This is a genomic window from Janthinobacterium sp. 75 (assembly GCF_004365495.1).
GTDB lineage: Bacteria > Pseudomonadota > Gammaproteobacteria > Burkholderiales > Burkholderiaceae_D > Janthinobacterium.
This window is the reverse complement of record NZ_SORD01000001.1, coordinates 4,813,313-4,833,006: the sequence shown is the minus strand read 5'-3', so window position 1 is coordinate 4,833,006 and position 19,694 is coordinate 4,813,313. Positions and strand designations below refer to the sequence as shown.

General features: G+C 62.8%; 17 protein-coding genes. 11 read left to right on the top strand and 6 right to left on the bottom strand.

Annotation, left to right across the window (positions count from 1 at the left end; genetic code table 11):
- Nucleotides 1-2: 2 nt before the first annotated feature.
- The 9 genes from C8C89_RS21985 to C8C89_RS21945 all read left to right on the top strand — a co-directional run bounded on the left by C8C89_RS21985 (nucleotide 3) and on the right by C8C89_RS21945 (nucleotide 9,683).
- Nucleotides 3-692, top strand: coding sequence for a response regulator (locus tag C8C89_RS21985; protein ID WP_034755074.1), 690 nt, complete (start codon nucleotides 3-5; stop codon nucleotides 690-692).
- Between the two features lie 12 nt (nucleotides 693-704).
- Nucleotides 705-2,021 carry a phosphate regulon sensor histidine kinase PhoR gene (phoR, locus tag C8C89_RS21980; protein ID WP_101480552.1) on the top strand — a complete coding sequence of 439 codons (1,317 nt, stop codon included), beginning with the start codon at nucleotides 705-707 and terminating at the stop codon, nucleotides 2,019-2,021.
- A 77-nt stretch (nucleotides 2,022-2,098) separates the two neighbouring features.
- Complete coding sequence (senA, locus tag C8C89_RS21975) at nucleotides 2,099-3,295, top strand: selenoneine synthase SenA (protein ID WP_243858170.1); 1,197 nt, start codon at nucleotides 2,099-2,101, stop codon at nucleotides 3,293-3,295.
- A 45-nt stretch (nucleotides 3,296-3,340) separates the two neighbouring features.
- Nucleotides 3,341-5,287: an ATP-dependent helicase gene (locus tag C8C89_RS21970; RefSeq protein ID WP_133992550.1), complete on the top strand. Its 1,947-nt coding sequence runs from the start codon at nucleotides 3,341-3,343 to the stop codon at nucleotides 5,285-5,287.
- 94 nt (nucleotides 5,288-5,381) lie between these two features.
- Nucleotides 5,382-6,296, top strand: a complete 915-nt coding sequence (locus C8C89_RS21965; protein ID WP_133993606.1) for an NAD-dependent epimerase/dehydratase family protein — start codon at nucleotides 5,382-5,384, stop codon at nucleotides 6,294-6,296.
- Nucleotides 6,297-6,677: 381 nt separating this feature from the next.
- The gene (locus C8C89_RS21960; protein WP_243858168.1) at nucleotides 6,678-7,061 is read left to right on the top strand and encodes a DUF5668 domain-containing protein; all 384 of its coding nucleotides are present in this window, start codon (nucleotides 6,678-6,680) and stop codon (nucleotides 7,059-7,061) included.
- Complete coding sequence (locus C8C89_RS21955; RefSeq protein WP_133992548.1) at nucleotides 7,051-7,860, top strand: DUF5668 domain-containing protein; 810 nt, start codon at nucleotides 7,051-7,053, stop codon at nucleotides 7,858-7,860. The genes C8C89_RS21960 and C8C89_RS21955 overlap by 11 nt, the downstream gene beginning before the upstream one ends.
- Nucleotides 7,861-7,866: 6 nt before the next feature.
- Entirely contained in the window at nucleotides 7,867-8,943 is a 1,077-nt protein-coding gene (locus C8C89_RS21950; RefSeq protein ID WP_133992546.1) for a histidine kinase, read from the top strand.
- Nucleotides 8,944-8,954: 11 nt separating this feature from the next.
- Nucleotides 8,955-9,683 carry a LytTR family DNA-binding domain-containing protein gene (locus tag C8C89_RS21945; RefSeq protein ID WP_101480557.1) on the top strand — a complete coding sequence of 243 codons (729 nt, stop codon included), beginning with the start codon at nucleotides 8,955-8,957 and terminating at the stop codon, nucleotides 9,681-9,683.
- Here C8C89_RS21945 and C8C89_RS21940 read toward each other — a convergent pair.
- The 3 genes from C8C89_RS21940 to C8C89_RS21930 form a co-directional block, all read right to left on the bottom strand.
- Nucleotides 9,669-11,945 carry an ATP-dependent DNA helicase gene (locus C8C89_RS21940; protein ID WP_133992544.1) on the bottom strand — a complete coding sequence of 759 codons (2,277 nt, stop codon included), beginning with the start codon at nucleotides 11,943-11,945 and terminating at the stop codon, nucleotides 9,669-9,671. The genes C8C89_RS21945 and C8C89_RS21940 overlap by 15 nt on opposite strands.
- Nucleotides 11,942-13,594 (bottom strand): VRR-NUC domain-containing protein, encoded by a 1,653-nt coding sequence (locus C8C89_RS21935; RefSeq protein ID WP_133992541.1) that lies wholly within the window; start codon nucleotides 13,592-13,594, stop codon nucleotides 11,942-11,944. Before C8C89_RS21935 ends, C8C89_RS21940 begins: the two co-directional genes overlap by 4 nt.
- 94 nt (nucleotides 13,595-13,688) lie before the next feature.
- A complete protein-coding gene (locus C8C89_RS21930) occupies nucleotides 13,689-14,393 on the bottom strand; it encodes an SMI1/KNR4 family protein (protein ID WP_133992539.1) in 705 nt (234 codons plus the stop codon).
- 168 nt (nucleotides 14,394-14,561) lie between these two features.
- Here C8C89_RS21930 and C8C89_RS21925 point away from each other — a divergent pair, with 168 nt between their 5' ends.
- Both C8C89_RS21925 and C8C89_RS21920 read left to right on the top strand, forming a co-directional pair.
- Entirely contained in the window at nucleotides 14,562-15,779 is a 1,218-nt protein-coding gene (locus tag C8C89_RS21925) for an MFS transporter (protein ID WP_133992537.1), read from the top strand.
- Entirely contained in the window at nucleotides 15,776-16,405 is a 630-nt protein-coding gene (locus tag C8C89_RS21920; protein ID WP_133992535.1) for a metalloregulator ArsR/SmtB family transcription factor, read from the top strand. Before C8C89_RS21925 ends, C8C89_RS21920 begins: the two co-directional genes overlap by 4 nt.
- A 63-nt stretch (nucleotides 16,406-16,468) precedes the next feature.
- On the opposite strand, the gene phaP is transcribed toward C8C89_RS21920, so the two are convergent.
- From phaP to C8C89_RS21905, 3 genes are all read right to left on the bottom strand, one after another.
- A complete protein-coding gene (gene phaP, locus C8C89_RS21915; protein WP_101480563.1) occupies nucleotides 16,469-17,080 on the bottom strand; it encodes a TIGR01841 family phasin in 612 nt (203 codons plus the stop codon).
- Nucleotides 17,081-17,187: 107 nt separating this feature from the next.
- Nucleotides 17,188-17,382 carry a hypothetical protein gene (locus tag C8C89_RS21910; protein WP_071078190.1) on the bottom strand — a complete coding sequence of 65 codons (195 nt, stop codon included), beginning with the start codon at nucleotides 17,380-17,382 and terminating at the stop codon, nucleotides 17,188-17,190.
- Nucleotides 17,383-17,429: 47 nt separating this feature from the next.
- A complete protein-coding gene (locus C8C89_RS21905) occupies nucleotides 17,430-19,682 on the bottom strand; it encodes an ATP-binding protein (RefSeq protein WP_133992533.1) in 2,253 nt (750 codons plus the stop codon).
- Nucleotides 19,683-19,694 lie beyond the last annotated feature (12 nt).

Sequence of the window (19,694 nt, the reverse complement as noted above, 5' to 3'; positions counted from 1 at the left end):
TTATGGCATCTGATAAAACCACGGTATTGATTGTTGAAGATGAGCCGGCCATCGTTGAATTGGTGACTTATTCGCTGCGCGAATCCGGCTGGAATTGCTGTTCCGTACAAAACGTTGCCGATGCCTGGGAATTCATCCAGCACCGCACGCCGCACCTGATCTTGCTGGACTGGATGCTGCCGGACCAGACGGGCTTGCGCCTGCTGTCGCGCATCCGCGCCGACCGCAATTTCGCCGCCATCCCCGTCATCATGCTCACCGCCAAGAGCATGGAAGAAGACAAGCTGGCCGGCCTGAACAGCGGGGCCGACGATTACGTCACCAAGCCGTTCTCGCCGCGCGAACTGCTGGCGCGCGCCAAGGCTTTGCTGCGACGCAAGAGTCCGGAACACGCGCAGGCGCCCATGCGCGCCGGCAACGTGGCCTTGGACCCTGTCAGCTGCACCGTGATGATGGATGAACAGAAGATCGATATCGGCCATGCCGAATACAAACTGCTGAAATTCCTGCTGGCCCATCCGGAGCGCGTGTTTTCGCGCAGCCAGTTGCTCGACAAGGTGTGGGGCGACCATGTGGTGATCGAGGAACGCACGGTTGATGTCCACGTATTGCGCTTGCGCAAAGCCTTGAAAGAGGCGGAAAGCCTGATCAAGACCGTGCGCAGCGTCGGCTACATGTTGTCTGAAAAGTAAAGCCTGTCTCTTATGAATCCGAAATTGCTGTTCTGGGTACCGGCCGCCTTGCGCATGGTGCTGGCGCTGCTGGGCGTGACCGTCGTCTGGTATCTGTTTGGCGCCACGTATGCGCTGGGCATCGCCTTCGTGCTGATGGCCATGATGGTGTTCGTGCAGCTGTCGTATCTGTTCCAGCTGAGTAACTGGCTGGACAATCCGCAAAGCGCCAAGTTGCCCGACGGCTGGGGCGCCTGGACCAGCATCTTCGCGCGCCTGTACCGCATGCGCCGCGACGACGAGAAAAACCAGGCCGAGCTGACGGAATGGCTGGCGCGCTTCCGGCAGGCCATGCACCTGTTGCCCGATGGCGTCGTCATCATGGACGACGTGCTGTTCCTCGAATGGTGCAATCCCGCCGCAGAGAAGCATCTGGGCCTGACGCACGAGCGCGACAAGGGCATGCGCGTCACCAACCTGATCCGCAGCCCCGAGTTCATGGATTACATCATCCTGGGCCGCTACGACCAGCCGCTGACGATCACCTTCCGCAACCGCAAGCTGATCGTGCAGATCATTCCGTTTGAAAACCGCCGCCAGATCCTCGTCACCCACGATGTGACGGAGACGGAGCGCATCGAAATGATGCGCCGCGACTTCATCGCCAACGCCTCGCACGAACTGCGCACGCCGCTGACGGTCATCGTGGGTTTCCTGGAAATCGCTTCCGCCGAGCTGGACCTCGATGCCACCACGCGCGCCGCCCACCTCAAGCTGATGACGGAGCAGGGCCACCGCATGCAGCATTTGATCGAGGACATGCTGACCCTGTCGCGCCTGGAATCGGTCGACTATCCGCTGCGTCCCGAGCCCGTGGATGTCAAGAAACTCATGCAGCAAGTCTTGCGCGACGCCAAGGGCTTGTCGGCCGGCAAGCATGAAGTGACGATGGAATGCAATGGCCCCGATGTGCTGGGCAGCTACGACGAGCTGTATAGCGCCTTCGGCAACCTGGCCTCGAACGCCGTGCGCTATACGCCGGCAGGCGGCAGCATCATGCTTCGCTGGCAAGATGGCACGGCAGGACCGCAATTCATCGCGCAAGACACGGGCATCGGCATCAGCCAGGAACATATTTCGCGCCTGACGGAACGTTTCTACCGCGTCGACAAGAGCCGCTCGCGCGAAACCCAAGGCACGGGCCTGGGTCTGGCCATCGTCAAGCATGTGCTGCTGCGCCACGGGGGGACTTTGGCCATCCAGTCCGTGGTTGACAAGGGCAGCAGCTTCATCGTCAGCATGCCCAAGTCCGTCGTCACGCCGCTGCAGGGCGAATTGCTGGTCAAGTAGTTCGCAGGGGGCGACAGTCGCCCCTGTTTCCCCCTGGCTGCTGGTGCATTGTTGGCATAAGTCGTTACAATCAGGTCATGACTTTAATCAACACCTCTTTTCGCCACGCCGGCGCGCAGCAACTGGCCCAGTCGCTGCAGGCTGCGCGCCAGGACACTCTTTCCCTGTTCGACTGTTATGTCAATGCCGGGCTGGACGTGGTGGCGGGCCTGCCCCGCCATCCGCGCCTCAATCCGCCCTTGTGGCAACTCGCGCATATCGCCTGGTTCGCCGAGTGGTTCATCTTGCGCGAAGCCGCTTCCAGCCATCCGGCCGACGCCATCTACAATTCCCTGCTGACGCGCGGCGACGATTTGTTCGACGCCAATATGGTGGAGCACCGTGCGCGCTGGAAGCTGGAACTGCCCAGCCCGGGCGCCGTGAAAACGTATTGCCACGAAGTGCTCGACAGGGTGTTGGACAAGCTGTCGCGTGAACCCAACGTCGACAGTGCCCTGGCGCCGTACCGGCTGGCGCTGGCGCAAGAAGACTTGTGCGGCGAGGAAATGCTGGCCGGCTTGCAATGGCTGGGCCTGGAAGCACCGGAACCCCTGTCTGCCAGCCCGGCCTTGCCGCCCGGGGCGGGGGAGATTGCGTTTCCTGGCGGAAGCATTGAAATGGGCTCGCCGCGCGATGCCGGTTTTGCCTTCGACAATGAATCACCGCCCTATCGCTGCTATGTGCCGCCGTTTTCCATCGATGCTTGCGCCGTATCAAACGCCCAGTTTTCCGATTTCGTCGCCGATGGCGGCTACCAGAACCGCCAGTTCTGGAGCGCGGCCGGCAGCGCCTGGCTGATGCAGCAGGAGCGCTCGTCGCCCCTGTACTGGCTGCGCGAAGCGACGCAGTGGCGCACCATGCGTTTCGGCCGGCGCACGACCTTGCCGCCGAATGAAGCCGTACGCCACATCAATCTGTATGAAGCGCAAGCGTACTGCGCCTGGGCAGGCCGCCGCCTGGCGACCGAGGCGGAATGGGAGTATGCTGCGCTGTCCGGCCATCCGCGCTTTCATTGGGGTCAGGTGTGGGAGTGGACGGCGACGCCGTTCGAACCGTATCCGGGCTTTGCGGCTGATGCCTGGCGCGAATACTCAGCGCCGTATTTCATGCAGCACCAGGTGCTGCGCGGCGCCGCCTTCGCCACGCCGCCACGCCTGCATTCGGCCCGCATGCGCGCCTTCCACGCGCCCGAGCGCGGCGACATCTTTGCCGGCCTGCGCACCTGCGCCTTGTAAGTCCGAGACAGCCAGTTGCAGTTGCTACCCTTTTCAGGAATACTTTTGAGTACAGATAACGCCCCGCAGTTCATTCCCAAACGCATCACGCCCACGCCGGAGCAGGTCGCCGTCCAGACAGCGCAAAAGAAAGTGGTCTTGATCGACGCCAATGCCGGCGCGGCCAAGACGACGACTCTGGCCCTGCGCCTGGCCGAGGCCTTGCACCGGGGGCGCGCGCCCGAACGCATGCTGGCCCTGGTCTTCACCGAGGCGGCGCGCGTGGCCCTGCGCCAGCGCCTGCTGGAAGTGGGCGTGCCGCTGGGCGTCGTCAAGCGCCTGAGCATCGACACCTTCGACGCTTTTGCCGCCAAGGTGTTGCTGCAGCTGGAAAACATGCAGGTGGCGTTCATGCGCAGCGATGAAGAGCTGCGTCCCGTGGCCTGGGAAGCACTGGAAGTCGTGTCGGAAAAGTACGCCCACCGTTATCCGCTGGAAATCAATACGACCAATGGGGCGATTGCCGAGTTTTTGAAACTGCAATTGCGCACCAAGGCCCGCCTGGATTTTCAAAATCCTGACTTCGAGAGCAATTCCCTGGATGACAATCTGGAGCTGCTGGGCATGTCGCGCACGCATTATCTGTGGCTGCGCGAATACGAAGGCTTGCGCGGCGCCGACACGGGTGATATCCAGTTCCGCGCACCGTTCGACGCCACCTACGATCTGGTGCGCATGCTCGACGGCGACGAGCCGCTGCGCCAGCAATTGCCGGCCTTCCAGATCATCGTGGCCGATGAATTGCACGATCTGAACGAAGCGTCGTTCCGCCTGCTGACCATGCTGATACGCCGCGGCAACGCCTTTTTCTGCGGCGCCGGTGACAAGGATCAAGTGATTTACACCTGGTCGGGCGCCGACCACCGCTTCCTGCGCCAGCGCTTCGAGCAGGAGTTTCCTGCCTTGCAGCGCCTGCCGCTGACGGCATCCTACCGCTATGGCACGCAGCTGGCGCAGGCCGTGGGCGTGCTGAAGAACAAGGCCAGCGTGTCGGCCCTTTCGCGCGCCACCCACATCGACGTGCTCGAGTACGATCATGCGCAGCCGCAAGCGTGCAGCGCCCAGCTGATCGCCGCGCTCGAACACGCGCATGCGGGCACGACGGCCATTTTGCTGCGTGACCGCGACCAGGCTATCCGCGTGGAAACGGCGCTGTTCCAGAGCGGCATTGCGTATGGCCTGGTGGACATGAACAGCTATCTGCTGAGCCTGGAAGTGCTGATGCTGCGCGGCATGGTCGCCATCGCCCGCAAGGACTTGCACGCGATCAAGAGCGGCCCGCGCCGCGGCGAAATTCTCGAAGCCCTGGTGGCCTTTGCGGAAATCCCGTTTACCCGCACGGAGTTACAGCAAGCCAAGGCCGACGTGGCCAATTACCCGGACTTGCTGGAAGGCTTCCTGACGAACCAGCTGGCCAAGTCGCACAACCAGGACAAGGCGGCCCTGACCCTGGCCGCCGTCGATTACCTGCGCGCGCTGCCACCCGACGCTTTGGCGGGCGACGCCCTGCAGCACATCTTTGGCCTGATGCAGCTGGAACAGACGGCGCGCCGCATCTATGTCGATCCGGCGCAGGCGCGGGTCGTCGCCCGTTCCCTGCATGGCTTCATTGCCGTGTGCAGCGAAGCGGGCGTGTCGCTGGGCGGCTTTGCCGGCTGGCTGGGCGAGATGGAGGAGGCCGTTGCCGTGACCAGCGGCAAGGCCAGGCTGGTGATCGCCTGCATCGACCAGATCAAGGGCCTCGAATACAACCACGTCATCTTGCCTTACCTTGCCGTCGATGAATTCCCGCGCAGCAAGACTGACCCGCTGGAAGAGGAAAACCGTTTTTATGTGGCCGCCACGCGCGCGCGCGACAGGCTCACCTTAATCACGCCGCAAGACCCCGGCTACCGGAGCCGTTACATTGCCGCCCTGCAGCTCAAACAGAAGATTGTTGCGTCCAAGTCATAGATCTTTTGCTGGACAGCTGCTTTTTGCGAAAGGGGAAACGGCGCATACTTTGTTGGTGTGATTGATTGCAATCTAAACCAACAAAGGAGTAATGATGCGAGTATTTTTGACGGGCGCAGCTGGCTTCATCGGCAGTTCCATCGCGGCGGGCCTCGTGCGCGCCGGCCATCAGGTCACGGGCCTCGTGCGCAAACCGGAACAGCTGGCCGAGTTGGCCACCCTGGGCGTGCACGGCGTCGTCGGCACACTGAACGACCGCGAATTGCTCATCGAGCAGGCGAAGGCGGCGGATGCCGTCATCAATGCGGCCAGCAGCGACCACCGGGGCGCCGTCGAAGCCATCCTCGACGCACTGGCCGGCACGAACAAAGTGTTCCTGCACACGAGCGGCTCGTCCATCGTCGGCGACGCTTCGGGCGGCGAGGGTACCAAGCAGATTTATGATGAAGACAAGCTGCCCGCGCCTGCGGCCGACAAGGCGGCCCGGGTCGCCATCGACGACCTGGTATTGGCCAGCGCCAGTCAGGGTATCCGTGCCAGCGTGCTGTGCAATACCCTGATCTACGGCCATGGCGCCTTGCCGCGCGACAGCGTGCAGTTGCCCCGTTTGCTCAAGCAGGCGCGCAAGGGCGGCATCGTGCGCCACGTGGGGCCGGGCCGCAACATCTGGTCCAACGTGCATATCGACGACGTCGTCAGCCTGTATCTGCTGGCGCTGGAAAAGTCGCCCGCCGGTACGTTTTACTTTGTCGAGTCGGGCGAAGCGGCCTTCCGCGACATGACGGCCGCCATCGCCAAGGCACTGGACCTGGGGCCTGCGCAGGATTGGCCACTGCCCGAGGCGATTGCCGAATGGGGCTACGAGATGGCTTCCTACGGCCTTGGTTCCAACAGCCGCGTGCGCGGTGCACGGGCACGCACCGTGCTGGGCTGGCAGCCGCAGGGACCGACCGTACTGGAGTGGATCGAGAACGACATGCTGCAGCCGCCGCATGCCATCGCCGCTTGATGCAGCTCAGCAAAACGCCATCTGTGTGCGCTAGCGAACGGTGCTTTGTGGCGATCAGGAGTATGATGGCTTTGCTTGGTTGAGACGCACTGCCGTGAAGTTGGCGGCATGTTCGATCTTCCAGCAGGTCAGCCGGTCGCCTCAAGGATCGGCACCAGATTTCCGCTGTTGGCGCGTTGGCGCCACGCGGCTGTTCACTGTAACTCCAGGTCGCGGTGTGTACTGCGAACCCCTTCAAGGCCGGCGCCAGCCGGTCTTTTTTTGCCTCTCGTTCCTGCCGCTGCGCCATTCACCGCCATCTGTCCGCCATTCGCCGAAGCGGTGTTTTCGCGCGCCCGAAATCCGCGTATCTTTACGATCAACCAACTACCAGGGGTGACCGTGAAATCTGAACCAGCTTATTGCCGCCGTACCCAGCTGCTGTGGGGCGTGCTGCTGATCGCCATCGGCGCCATCATCCTGCTGGACCGGCTCGATGTGATCTATCTCCACGATTACTATGCACTATGGCATTATTGGCCGCTGATACTGGTCGTCTTCGGCCTGAACAAACTGCTCACGCCCGTGTCCGCGAAGCAGGTACTGAGTGGCCTGTGGCTGATCTTTTTCGCTGCCTGGTGGTATGTGTCGTACGAAGAACTGTGGAATTTGAATTTCTACAATAGCTGGCCAGCCTTGCTGATCGCCTGGGGTGTGGGCCTCGTGCTGGAACCGCTGTTGAACAAACATTTTATTGCCTACCGGGAGTCCGAGCATGAAAAATAAACCGCCGCTGCACTCGCCATCGCAGATCGTGCTGGGCGTCATTGTCATCGGCCTGGGCTTGTTGTTCCTGCTCGATAACCTCGGCTTCATCAATGTGCGCTACACCTTCCGCTTCTGGCCCACGGTGCTGATCGTGTTTGGCTTGCTGAAACTGTCGCAAAGCCGCAGTGCGAACGGCTATTTGCTGGGCGGCATGCTGGTGCTGCTGGGTGTGGTATGGACCCTCAAGCACATGGGCATTTTCTACATGAACTGGGACTTGTTGTGGCCCTTGCTCATCATCGGCCTGGGGGTGGCCGTCGTGTCGAAGTCCTTGCCCGGCGCGCAACAGCGCCAGCGGCGCCGGCGCTTTGCCGCGCAGCAGGACAGCACGGCAGCGCCTGACTCTTTCGGCCAGGCCCGCAATGGCGCCGTGTCGCTGGACAAGGACGCCGCAGCGGCAGCGCCCGGCGCCAGCGGGCAGGCGGACGATGACAGCATCATCGAAGTGACGGCCATCCTGGGCGGCTATGTGCGGCGCGTGTCGTCCCGGCGCTTCAGGGGCGGCGATATCAATGTCATCATGGCCGGCTGCGAAATCGACTTGCGCCAGGCCTCGATCGAAGGCGAAGCCGTGCTCAACGTGTTCGCCCTGTGCGGCGGCGTCACCATCAAGATTCCGCCTGACTGGAGCGTGGTGCTGCAGGGCACGCCCATCCTCGGCGGTTTCGAAGAAAAGACCATCGTGCCGCCGAACCAGAACAAGCGTTTGTACGTGACGGGCTACGCCATCATGGGCGGCCTGGAAATTCGCAACTAGGCGCGCATGTCCGGGACCTTGTCGAAGCGGCGCGGCGCCGTGGCCGTGGTGGTGGTTTGCCTGGCGCTGGGCCTGGCCTTGGCGTTCGTGCTGGCCAGGGTGGCCCATGCGCCCAGGCTCAACGCCGTCCTGCTGGTGGTGCCCGCCACGCTCGTGTATGCGATAGGATCCGGTTTTTCCGCGTTTTACCTGTGCCGCGCCTACCCCTTGCACGCGGGCCATCCGCTCGCCATTGCCGGCGTGATGGGCGTAGCGGCCCTGTTCGCCGGCTTGTTGTGGGCCACCTTGCTGCAATTTCTGAACAGCGTCAGCCTGTTGCTGGAACTGCGCTGGCTGGGCGTGAACCTGACGCAATCGCTGCTGGCCCTGTTTTTCGGCCTGGGCTTGCTGCTGTATTGCCTCGCTGTCGCCGTGCATTATCTGCTGCTGGAATTCGTACGCGCCAGGATGGCCGAGCAGCGGGGCCTGGAAGCGCAGCTGATGGCGCAGGAAGCGCAATTGCGCATGCTGCGCACGCAGATCGACCCGCATTTCCTGTTCAACAGCTTGAACTCCATCAGCGCCTTGACGTCTATCAATGCGGCGGGAGCGCGCCAGATGACGGTGCAGCTGGCCAGTTTCTTTCGCCAGAGCCTGAGCTTGGAGGCGCACAAGCACATTACCTTGGAGCAGGAACTGGTACTGATCCGCCATTTCCTTGCCATCGAACAGGTGCGTTTTGGCGAACGCTTGCAAGTGTCGGAAAGCGTCGACACCGCCGCGCTGGCGTGCTTGCTGCCGCCCATGCTGATACAGCCACTGGTGGAAAATGCCGTCAAGCATGGTATCTGTGGCTTGACGGAGGGCGGATTGATCGAGATCGAGGTACGTCGCGCGGGCAGCCTGCTGCAGATTGCCGTGCGCAATGCTGTTGATGCGGATCAAGGACCTGCCCGCGGCAAGGGCATGGGGCTGGAGAATGTGCGCCAGCGCCTGGCCAGCGCCTATGGGCATGAGGCGGGCGTGCACTGGGCGCGGCGCGGTGCGACGTTTGAAGTGACGCTATCGATGCCGGCGCAGACCGGCGACACGGAGGAAGCATAATGCAGGAAAGAATGCGGGTGGCCATCGTCGATGATGAATTGCTGGCGCGCAGCGTGCTGCGCGAATACCTGGCGCGCCATGACGATATCGACATCGTGGCCGAGTGCAGCAATGGCTTCGAGGCCGTCAAGGCCATCGCGGAACTGGAACCGGAACTGGTGTTTCTCGACATCCAGATGCCGCGCCTGGACGGTTTTGAGGTGGCGGAACTGACCGGCGCGAAGACAAAGCTGATCTTTGTCACGGCCTACGACCAGTACGCCTTGAAAGCGTTCGAATGCCATGCCCTGGACTATCTGCTGAAGCCGTTCAGCGAACAGCGCTTCGAGCAGGCGCTGGCCCATGCGCGCGCCAAGCGCAGCACGCCCGCGACTGTGCTGACGGTGGCGCGCGAGGCGGCCACGCGCGCAGCGCCCCTGGACCGCGTGCTGATACGTGACGGCGCCAAGGTCCACGTCATCGCCAGCGCGCGCATCGACTATGTCGAAGCGCAAGACGATTACATCAGCATCCGTTCCGAGGGCAAGTCCTACCTGAAAAGCCAGACCTTGGCGGAGCTGGAAGCCCAGCTCGACCCTGCCAAGTTCCTGCGCGTGCACAGGTCGTATCTGCTCAATATCGACGGTATCCGCCGCATCGAGGCGGCCACCAAGGACAGCCACGTGGCCATCCTGCGCGACGACACGAGGATACCCGTGAGCAAGGCGGGCTACCAGAAGCTCAGATTACTGGTCGGCTAGCTGCACGTCCCACCAGGACGGCAGCAACTGGCGGATTTCCGGCCGGGAAAAGCGGTCGTCGATCAAATACACGACGCCCTTGTCCGACTGCGTGCGGATGACCCTGCCGGCCGCCTGCACCACCTTTTGCATGCCCGGATACAGATACGTGTAGTCGTAGCCGGCGCCGAAGATGTGGCCCATGCGCTGGCGGATCTGTTCGTTGACGGGATTGATCTGCGGCAAACCCAGGGTGGCGATGAAGGCGCCGATCAGGCGCGCGCCGGGCAAGTCGATGCCTTCGCCGAAGGCGCCGCCCAGTACGGCAAAGCCGATGCCGCGCGTATCCAGACCGAAGCGGCCCAGGAATTGTGTGCGGGCACTATCGTCCATGCGGCGCGGCTGCTGCCAGATGGGCACGTCGGGATAATGCTGGGCAAACAGGGTGGCCGTCTTTTCCATGTAATCAAAACTGCTGAAAAAGGCCAGGTAGTTGCCCGGCGTTTCTGCGTATTGCTTCGCCATCAATTGCGCGATGGGCAGCAGCGAGGCGGCGCGGTGCTGGTAGCGCGTGGAAATGCTGTCGGCCACGCGCACGGACAATTGCTCCGCCTGGAATGGCGATTCCACGTCGACCCAGGCCGTGTCGGCTGGCATGCCCAGGGTGTCGCTATAGTAATTCCACGGGCTCAGGGTGGCGGAAAACAGGGCCGTGCTGTGGCTGGCCGCGAAACGTTCCTTGAGGAAGGGCGCCGGCACGATGTTGCGGATGCAGACGGTGGAGCCAGCAGTAGATCCCGTATTTGTCTTGCTGACATCGAACAGCGAATGCTCGCCGAAACTCTCCGCCAGGCGGTTGATCAGCAGCACGTCGAAATAAAAGCGCTGCAAGTCTTCATCGAGCGCCGCCGCATGTTCGGCCAGGTAATCCCCGATGGCCGTCGCCACCCCTTGCAGGGCGCCAAAGAATTTCTCCGGCAAGGCTGGATGCACGTGGTAGTCGCCATCCTGCTCCTTGAGCATGGCCGTCCATTGGCGCGAAAGGCGGTCCAGCGGCTTTTTCAGCCCCTCGGGCGCAAACTTGCGCAGCATTTTCAGGTTGATTTGCGCCAGCTCCGCCGAATACATGCTGCGCGCGCGCGACACCATATTGTGCGCCTCGTCGACCAGCACATTGACCTTCCAGTCGTGGGCCAGGGTCATGCCGTACAGCATGGCGCTGAGGTCGAAGTAATAATTGTAGTCGCCGATGACGACATCGCTCCAGCGCGCCAATTCCATGCCCAGGTAGTAAGGGCAAATACCTTGCTGCAAGGCGATGGCGCGCACGGCTTCCTTGTCCAAAATCAGGCCACTGGCCAGCGCCACTTCGCGCGCCAGCGGCAAGCGGTCGTAAAAACCCTTGGCCAGCGGGCACGATTCGCCATGACAGGCTTTGTCAGGATGCTCGCAGGCGCTGGTCTTGGCGCTCAGCTCCAGCACGCGCAGGGGCAGCAGGGGTGCGCTGTCCTTCAGGATGGCACAGGCGTCGAGCGCCATTTGCCGCCCGGGCACCTTGGCGGCCAGGAAAAACAGCTTGTCGAGGCCATGCGCTGCCGTGGCTTTTAACATGGGAAACAGGCTGCCCACGGTCTTGCCGATGCCTGTTGGAGCCTGGGCCAGCAAGCCGCAGCCGCGGCTGCTGCCCTTGTACATGGCTTCCGCCAGCTGGCGCTGGCCCGGACGGAAACCGGCATGGGGGAAGGCCATGCTGGTCAGCTGCGCATCGCGGCTGGCCCTGTGCGCCAGCTCCTGCTCGGCCCAGTCGAGGAACAGTGCGCAATGCTGCTCAAAGAAAATGCGCAGCGCCTCGGCCGTGCATTCCTCGTGCATCACGGTTTCCTTCTGGCTGGCGATGTCGAAATACACGAGCGCCACCCGCAGCATGGGCAAATTCAGCTGCTGGCACTGCAAATGGCCGTAGATGCGCGCCTGCGCCCAGTGCAGCTGGCGATGGTTGGCCGGCATGGCATCGAGCTCGCCCCGGTAAGTCTTGATCTCTTCCAGCTGCCGCCGGGCCGGGTCGTAGCCATCCGCGCGGCCCCGCACGTGCAGGGGGCCGAAGTCGCCGGACAGGCTGATTTCGCGCTGGTAATCGTCGTCGCGCCGGCCCGTGACGGTGGCGTGGCCGGCCATGCCTTCCTGCGCCGTGGGCGATGGCGTAAAACGCAAGTCCAGGTCGCCCACCTTGGCAGTGAATTCGCACAGGGCGCGCACGGCGATCGTGTACCTGCTGGCGCTCATGTGGACACCTCCCACTGCAGGTAGCACACGCTGACGGGCATGGCGTGTTCGGCGCAATACGCAATCCAGCGCAGCTGATTGTCTTGCAGGCGGTCGCCCGGACCCTTGACTTCGATCATGCGGTAGCGCTGTTCTGCCGGCCAGAACTGGATTAAATCAGGCAAGCCGCTGCGGTTGCTTTTGATATCGAGCAAGATGCGCTCGAACGCTTTCTTCAGGTGGGTGGACGGGATGCAGGCCAGCGCCAGGTCCAGCAAGCCGCCGTCCAGCACTTCCCAGCTGACAAAGGGCGAGACGATGCCGTGCTTGGCGGCATGTGCGGCGCGTATCGTCGCCTGATATGTGCCGTCGTCCAGTTGCGCCAGGCAGGCGGCAAAGTCCAGGCTGCGGCGCTGGTAAAAATCGGCGCTGTGCAAGTCGGCCGGGCCACGGTGGAACGGGTGGAAGAAGGCGCCTGGCATGGGCTTGAAGATGGCGGGCCAGCACAGCAGGCCGAACAGCGAGTTGATCAGGGTGTTTTCCACGTAGTACACGGGCGCGTCGTCCTGCATCAGGTGCTGCTGTACCACGCCCTCCACGTAGCACGCTACGCCTGGATAGGGCAGCAGCAGGTCGATGCGCTCGACGGCGGTGGGGGCGTTGGCCGCCTGCTTCGCATGACCCAGCTTGCGCCGCAAACGGGGCGCCATGCGCAGTAACAATTGCAGTTCCGCCTCGCTTTCGGGCGCTGCCAGCGCGATTGTCAAGCGCTCGTAGGCCGCTTGCGGCTGTTCATCTTTTTCCAGCACGCGGATGGCGCGGCCCCGCGCGCCCGGATAGCGGCAATCGGCGTAGGCGCGGTAGGCGGCAGGCCAGTCCTGGCATTTCTCCAGATGCTGGGCGATCTGGAAACGCAGCTTGTCGCGCCGGCTGGCCAGCCAGGTATTGTCCTGCGACAAGGGTAACGCCGCCAGTTCCTGCAGCACTTCGTTCGCCGGCGCACTGTCGTTGTAGTGTTCGCGGCACTGGTGCAGCACTTCGTAGTACTCGATATCCTGGCGCGTGCGAAAGCCGCGCGATTGCGGCGAGAATTCCACTTTTTCGTACTGGTACACACCGAGGTCGGACAGCACGAATTCCGACCAGTCCTGGCGATAGTTGCCAAAGTAAATCAGGCGCAGGCGGTCGCATAGCGCTTGCAGGCCGATGCGGTACAGCACGTCGTTGCAGGCCGGATGCCAGGTGGAAAACGGTTTATTTTCCGCATGCTGCTCGCGCAAGGCGTCGAGCTGCTCGGCCTTGCGTGCCGCTTTCAGGGGCGCGCCGAGGTGAAAGGCCTGGGCGATCTCAGCTTTTAGTAGCAAGTCGAACAGCTCATCGAGCGAGATGAGGGGATCGGCTTCCACCCATGCCAAGGCCAGCAAGGGCAGGGCGGCCGCGCGCGTGTCGCCGATTTCCGGATAATTGAGCTTGCTGGCGCGAAACAGGCAGCCCTTGCGCATGACGAGGCGCACGAACAGGGCGCGCGACGGCTGCGGCAGTGCGCCGAATGCGGCGATGAACTGCATTTCTTCAGCACTCAGCAGATCGGCGTAACGCGCGCTGATCCAGCTCAGCACATCCTGGAAATTATCCAGATAGTACAGGGGATTTTCCAGGACTCTCAGCATGGGGGTGGCAATAGGGCAAGTTGCAAGGTGAAGGGTTTTACTGTGTTTATATACAGTTTAAACCTTCAGCCGCCGCTTGCCCAGTGAATTATGTTCAGCCAGCCGTGCTGTAGGCAAAACAGTTGTCGAACTTTGCGTAGGGAATCATTCCCTCGCGCAGGCTGGTCAGTTCGGTATCGGTCAGCAAGCCCCGATGGGCTTCCTTGCGTCCTTTCGGCAGCACCACCTCGTAATCGATGATGTCCCTGGCCAGCAGCGTTTGCAGGACCTGCGCCTGTTCCGGCGTCAGGTAGCGTGCATGCGTGCCCAGGGTCTTTGCCAGTTGCTCCCTGAATTCCTCGTCACCGACCTCGTTGTACGTATCCTGGTCCGCCATGCTGATCAACAACATGTGAAATACGAAGTCCTGCAGGTTTTTCGCCAGGTACTGGGCTTCGTTCTGGTCATGCCACAGCAGCACAATGGGCAGCTCGCCCTCGTGCAGGCTGGATGCGAAAAAGCAGTAGTGATCGCCCGCGCCCGTTTGCGCGAACGGGATGAAGCGGAAGGCGGGGTCGATCTGCCGGTAATCGTCCGCGTCGCGCAAGGTGTCCGCTGCTTCGGCAACAGCCTCGATATTGAGCAATTCGAAATCGTCTGCGTGCAGCAGCAGGGTGGGTTTATCTTTTAATGTGGGATAGACCAGCTTGTACCAGTCGGGGCCATATTCACCCACGGCCAGCATGCCGTCGCGCTCCAGCTGGCGGTACAGTGCAGGATAGCTGAAGCCGTGTTTGTGTTCAATTTCTGACAGTGTCATGTTTGCCCTGTTAAACGTGATTCATGGGCGCATGATAGCCGAGGCGATGGTGCGCACGGTGCGCACGGTGCGCATCATGGCGGCAACGCCTGGATAATTAATAAACATTTTGGTTTACTTATGTGGCATGCTCACGTAGTCTTGCCAGAAAATATACTTCGAGCCTGCATGAAAAACATTATCCTGATTTCCGCCGCCTGTTTGCTGGCGCTGCTGTCGACCATCGGCGCCTCCCTGCCATATCCTATCCTGCCGCCTTTGTTTGCCGCCGAGGCGCCGAACGCCTTCAACAATTTCCTGGGCTTGCCGTCGAAACTGCTGTTCGGCCTGGCGCTGACCATCAATCCGCTGGGTTTGCTGATCGGCTCGGCTTTGCTGGGACCCTTGTCGGACCGCTACGGCCGCCGTCCCTTGCTGATGCGCACGGCCGTGGGCGCCGCCATCGGCCACGCCATCACGGCCTGGGCGCTGGTGATACAGTCCTACCCGCTGTTCATTGTGGCCCGTTTCATCACGGGTTTGCTGGAGGGAAACGGCGCCGTGGCGCGCGCCATGCTGGCCGACCAGCTGACAGGGCCGCTACGCCTGCGCGCCATGTCCTGGCTGAATGGCGCCTTTTACCTGGGCTGGCTGGTGGGACCCATCCTGGCGGGCGCGACTCTGCATTGGGGCGTGACGGTGCCGTTCTGGATTGCCGCCGCCGCCCTGATGCTCGTCGCCGTACTGGTGGCCGCCGGCTTGCCGTGCGAAACGCCGTCCTTGCTGACGACGTCGTGGTGGCAGGTGGCGCGCGACCGCCATTCTCTGAACCTGTTGCGCCATGCGGAGCTGCGCACCCTGTTCATCGTGCAACTGGCACTCACCTGCGGCGTGGCAAGCTTTTATGAGTTTTATCCGCTGTGGCTGGTCGAGACGGCCAGTTACCATGCGCAGGAAATTGCCTGGGTGAATGTGGGCCTGTGCGGCACGATGACCATCACTTCGCTGCTGGCGGGCGGTCCCAGCCGCCATGCGCCGCTGCTGCGGGCCAGCTGGTATGCCTGCGGCGTGGCGCTGGCCGTAGGGATCTTGGCGCTAGGCAATATCTGGGTGGGCATCTCTGCCATCGTGCTGTTCGGCATTCCGAATGCGCTGTACAACACGGTGATCCAGGGCTGGTGCGCCGAGCGCTTCAGCGCGCACGGGCAGGGCGCCGTGATGGGCTTGCTGGCCACCACTTTTTGCATCGCCAACATCGTCGTGGCCCTCAGCGGTTCCGTGCTGACCTTGATCGACACGCGGCTGATCCTTGTCGCGGGCGCCTTGTCCGCCGCCTGGGCCGCCTGGCGCATGGCGGCCTGGCGCCGGCAGCTGGACGGCGCCGTGGACGCCAAGGCGGTGGCATGAGCGCGAGTACGTCCGAGCAGACCTTGTTCCTGCTGAAGATGCGCGGGCCGCAAACGGCGCAGCAATTGGCGGCCTTGCTCGATATCACGTCCATGGGCGCGCGACGCCAGCTGGAAGCGGCGCAGGGCAGGGGCCTGGTGGCCTTCGAGGACCTGGCCGACAAGGTGGGGCGCCCGTCGCGGCGCTGGGCGCTGACGGGGGAGGGCCACGCGCGCTATCCTGACCGCCATGCCGACCTGACCCTGGAATTGATTGCGCAAGTCAAAACCCTGTTCGGCGACGAGGGGCTGGATAAGTTGATCGTTGCGCGCGAGCGCAGCAGCGAAGCCGCCTACGCCAGGCTGGTCGACTTGCGGCTTGAATTGGCGCAACGAGTCGATAGCCTGGCGCGGGCGCGCGATGGCGAGGGTTACATGGCCCATGCCGAGCCGCAGGACGATGGCAGTGTCTTACTGGTGGAAAACCATTGCCCGATCTGCGCGGCGGCCACGGCATGCCAGAATTTCTGCCGCTCGGAGCTGGCCATCTTTCAGCGGGTGTTAGGGGACGATTGCAAAGTGGAGCGCAGTGAATATCTGCTGGACGGGGGGAGGCGCTGCGTGTATCGGATCATGCCGGTGAGGTGAACCCTGCAAAAAGCTGAAAGGCTGGGGTCAGACCCGGCGGGTCTGACCCCACATTGAGTCAACTTACTTCTTGGCAGCTTTCGGCTTGGCGGCAGGCGCCGCCTTGTCAGCCGCGGCTTGTGCGCCCGCCGTGGCTTTTTCCGTGGCCTGCGCCACCTGCGCGCTGGCCTTGGCAATTTGATCTTCCACGGTCTTCACAGCTTGCTTGGTGGCCTTGGTCACTTGCTCGTAGCCGAGGAAGGCATTGTCGATGGCGGCCTTGACGATGGCCACGGCGTTTTCCGAGCCCGGCGGCACGTTTTTCGTGACGTCGTAGATCAGGGCGCTCAGATTGCTTTTCGCTTCGGCCACATGGGCTTCTGCGGCCGTGGTGAATTCCGTGTGGATTTCCTTGATGATGTCGTCGAGTTGTTGTTTATAGGCTTTTGCACCGGCCACACCTGGTTGCAGCTGGGCGGCGGCGGCGGCCATGGCGGCCTTCGGATCCTTGGCCTGGCTGATTTCCTTGCTGGCGGCAAGGCCATCTTCGATGCCGGACTTGGCGGTGGCCATGTTCAGCGCCAGTACCTGTTCCACGCCTTGCACGGCTTTGGAGGTGAGCGTGTTGAAGGTCATCAGCTGGAATTCAAACAGGGCCTTGGTGGCCGATGCGAATTGTTCGGGATTCGTAAACATGTGGTCTCCTCGGTTTGAATAGATACGTTCTTATCGTTCCATACTCTTTCGACGCCGCATTGCCATCGCTTGCTCTCAAGCCGGTGCCCCGTGTGGTCATGGCCCCATTATTTAACAAGCGCAGGTTTTTCGCAACGGCTATCTTTGTAAGGTCCTGAAGCCAGTTCCCAGCCAAATCCCAGGGTGGACTGGGCGCACGACAGGGTGCCGTCGACCTTGCTGCGCCACTGGTACCAGGGGGCCGGTCCGGCCATTGCGCAGGCGCACGCTGCCAGCAGGGCCGTGGCGATCAGGTATTTCATAAGTGCTCCGAAATTAATGCCTATGGGCATTGTAGCGCGCTTGCCATTCAGGGGGCGTGCGATTGCGGCGCGGCGGCGGGCAGCTGCAGGGTGAAGGTGGTTCCACTGCCGGCCCCCGTGCTGCTGATGGCGTCGATATGGCCGCCCAGCACGCCGGTGACGATGTTGTGCGCCACATGCAGGCCCAGGCCCGAGCCACCGGAACCGAGCTTGGTCGTGAAGAAGGGGTCGTAGACATGCGCCAGGTCGTCGGCGGCGATGCCCACGCCCGTGTCGGCGATGGACAGGGTGATCGTCTGCCCGTCGTCGCTGCCGCGCGCGGTGATGGCGATACTGCCGCCGCTGCGGCCCTCGAAGGCATGGCGCAGGCAGTTCTCCAGCAGGTTGCTGAGCACCTGGCCCAGCGGACCTGGGTAGCTGTCCATGGCCAGGCCGTCCGGCACGTCTTGCGTCAGGCTCAGGCCGGCGGCCTTGAGGGGCGTGGACATGGGCAGCATCAGTTCGGCGACGAACTGGCGCAGCAGGAAGTGCCGGCGCTGCGAACTGGCGCGGTCAACGGCGATCTGCTTGAAGCTGGAGACCAGGTCGGCGGCGCGCTGCAGGTTGCGCAACATAATGGCATCGGCCTCGCTGGCCTGCGTCAGGTAGGCGCCCAGTTCGGAGCGGCGCAGGCCGCCCTGGAAGCTGGCCTGAATTTCTCGCGTGCGCTCGGCCATGGTGGTGGCGACCACCAGGCCGTTGCCGATCGGCGTATTGAGTTCATGCGCGATGCCGGCCACCAGCGCACCGAGCGCGGCCAGCTTGTCGCGGCGCACCAGTTCTTCCTGCGTGATGGACAGGTTTTCCAGCGCTGCGGCCAGTTCGCGGTTCGCCTGTTCGGAGTGTTCCTTGGCCTGCGTCAGGGCAGCCGTGCGTTCGTCCACGAGCTCTTCCAGGTGGGTGCGGTGACGCTGCAGCTCGCGTTCATGGCGCATGCGGCCGATGGCGATGCCGGCCAGGTCGGTGGCCGTGTCGATCAGCTCGAGGTCGCGCGCATCGGGCTTGCGCACTTCGCGGTAATACATGGCGAACGAGCCGAGCACGGCGCCATCCTGGCCGAAGATGGGGCGTGACCAGCAGGCACGCAAGCCGAACGGCGCCGCCAGCTCGCGGTAGGGTGCCCACAGGGGATCGCGCATGATGTCGCTGACCACCACCGCTTCGCGCAGGAACATGGCCGTGCCGCAGGAGCCCACGTCGGGGCCGATGGCCACGCCTTCGAGCAGGGCCATGTACTCGGGCGGCAGGCTGGGGCCGGCGGCGCTGTGCATGTGAATGCCGTCATCGTCGAGCAGCATGATGGAACAGAGTACGCCGCGCGACTGGCCTTCGATCAGGAGCAGCAGCTGGTTCAGGGTGGGGCTCAGGGGCGCACCCTTGGCGACCATTTCCAGCAAGGCGCTCTGACCCGCGCGCATCGCTTCGGCGAGGTTGCGTTCGGTCAAGTCGATGATGCGCGCATGCACGAGCTGGCGGCCCGGCACGGACAATCGCATCAAACGGATTTCGCAGGCGATCGGGTGGCTGTCGCGGTGACAGCAGCTGGCGCGAAAGACGACGATCTTGCCTTGCAAGGTATCGCGGATCTTTTCTTCCAGTAAATGCTGCGAGGCGCGGCCATCGTCCTGCTGCCTGGGGAACAGCGGTTCCATGCCGCCTTGCAGCAACTCGGCCAGCGGCATGCCGAACAATTCTTCGGCCAGGTGGTTGGCATCGATCAGCAGGCGGTTGTCGATATCGAACAGCAGCACGGCGTCGGGCGAGCCGGCCAGAATGGAATGGTAATTGACTTCCAGTGTTTGCGGATGCAGGGGCCGCAGTGGCGCGGCAGGGGTGGCGGCGGGGCGGGCAGCGGGCGTTACCGCCTTGTGCAGCGCCAGTTCCATGAGGATTTTTTCCGCCACGTCGCGCGCATTGAAGGGCATCTTGATGTAGTCGCTGGCGCCGGCGCCCACGCTACGGCCCTGTTCCTCGGCGCTGGGGCTGGCTGACATCAGCAGCAGCGGCACGCCATGGCTTCCTCCCGCATTGCGCAGCCGCATGCAGGTGGCGCCGATATTCGTGCCTGCCAGGGCCGCGTCGAGCAGGATCAGGTCTGTGCCGCCGGCCGCCAGTTCCACGCCTTCGTCGATATCGCCCGCCAGTCCCGTCCCCAGGTTATGCCGATCCAGTACATACAGCAGTTCGCGCACATCGTTAGGTGAATTGCTCACCAGTAGCACTTTGGCCCGGTCGGCGATGGTAGAAATCAACTGATTCATGGTGTCGCGTCC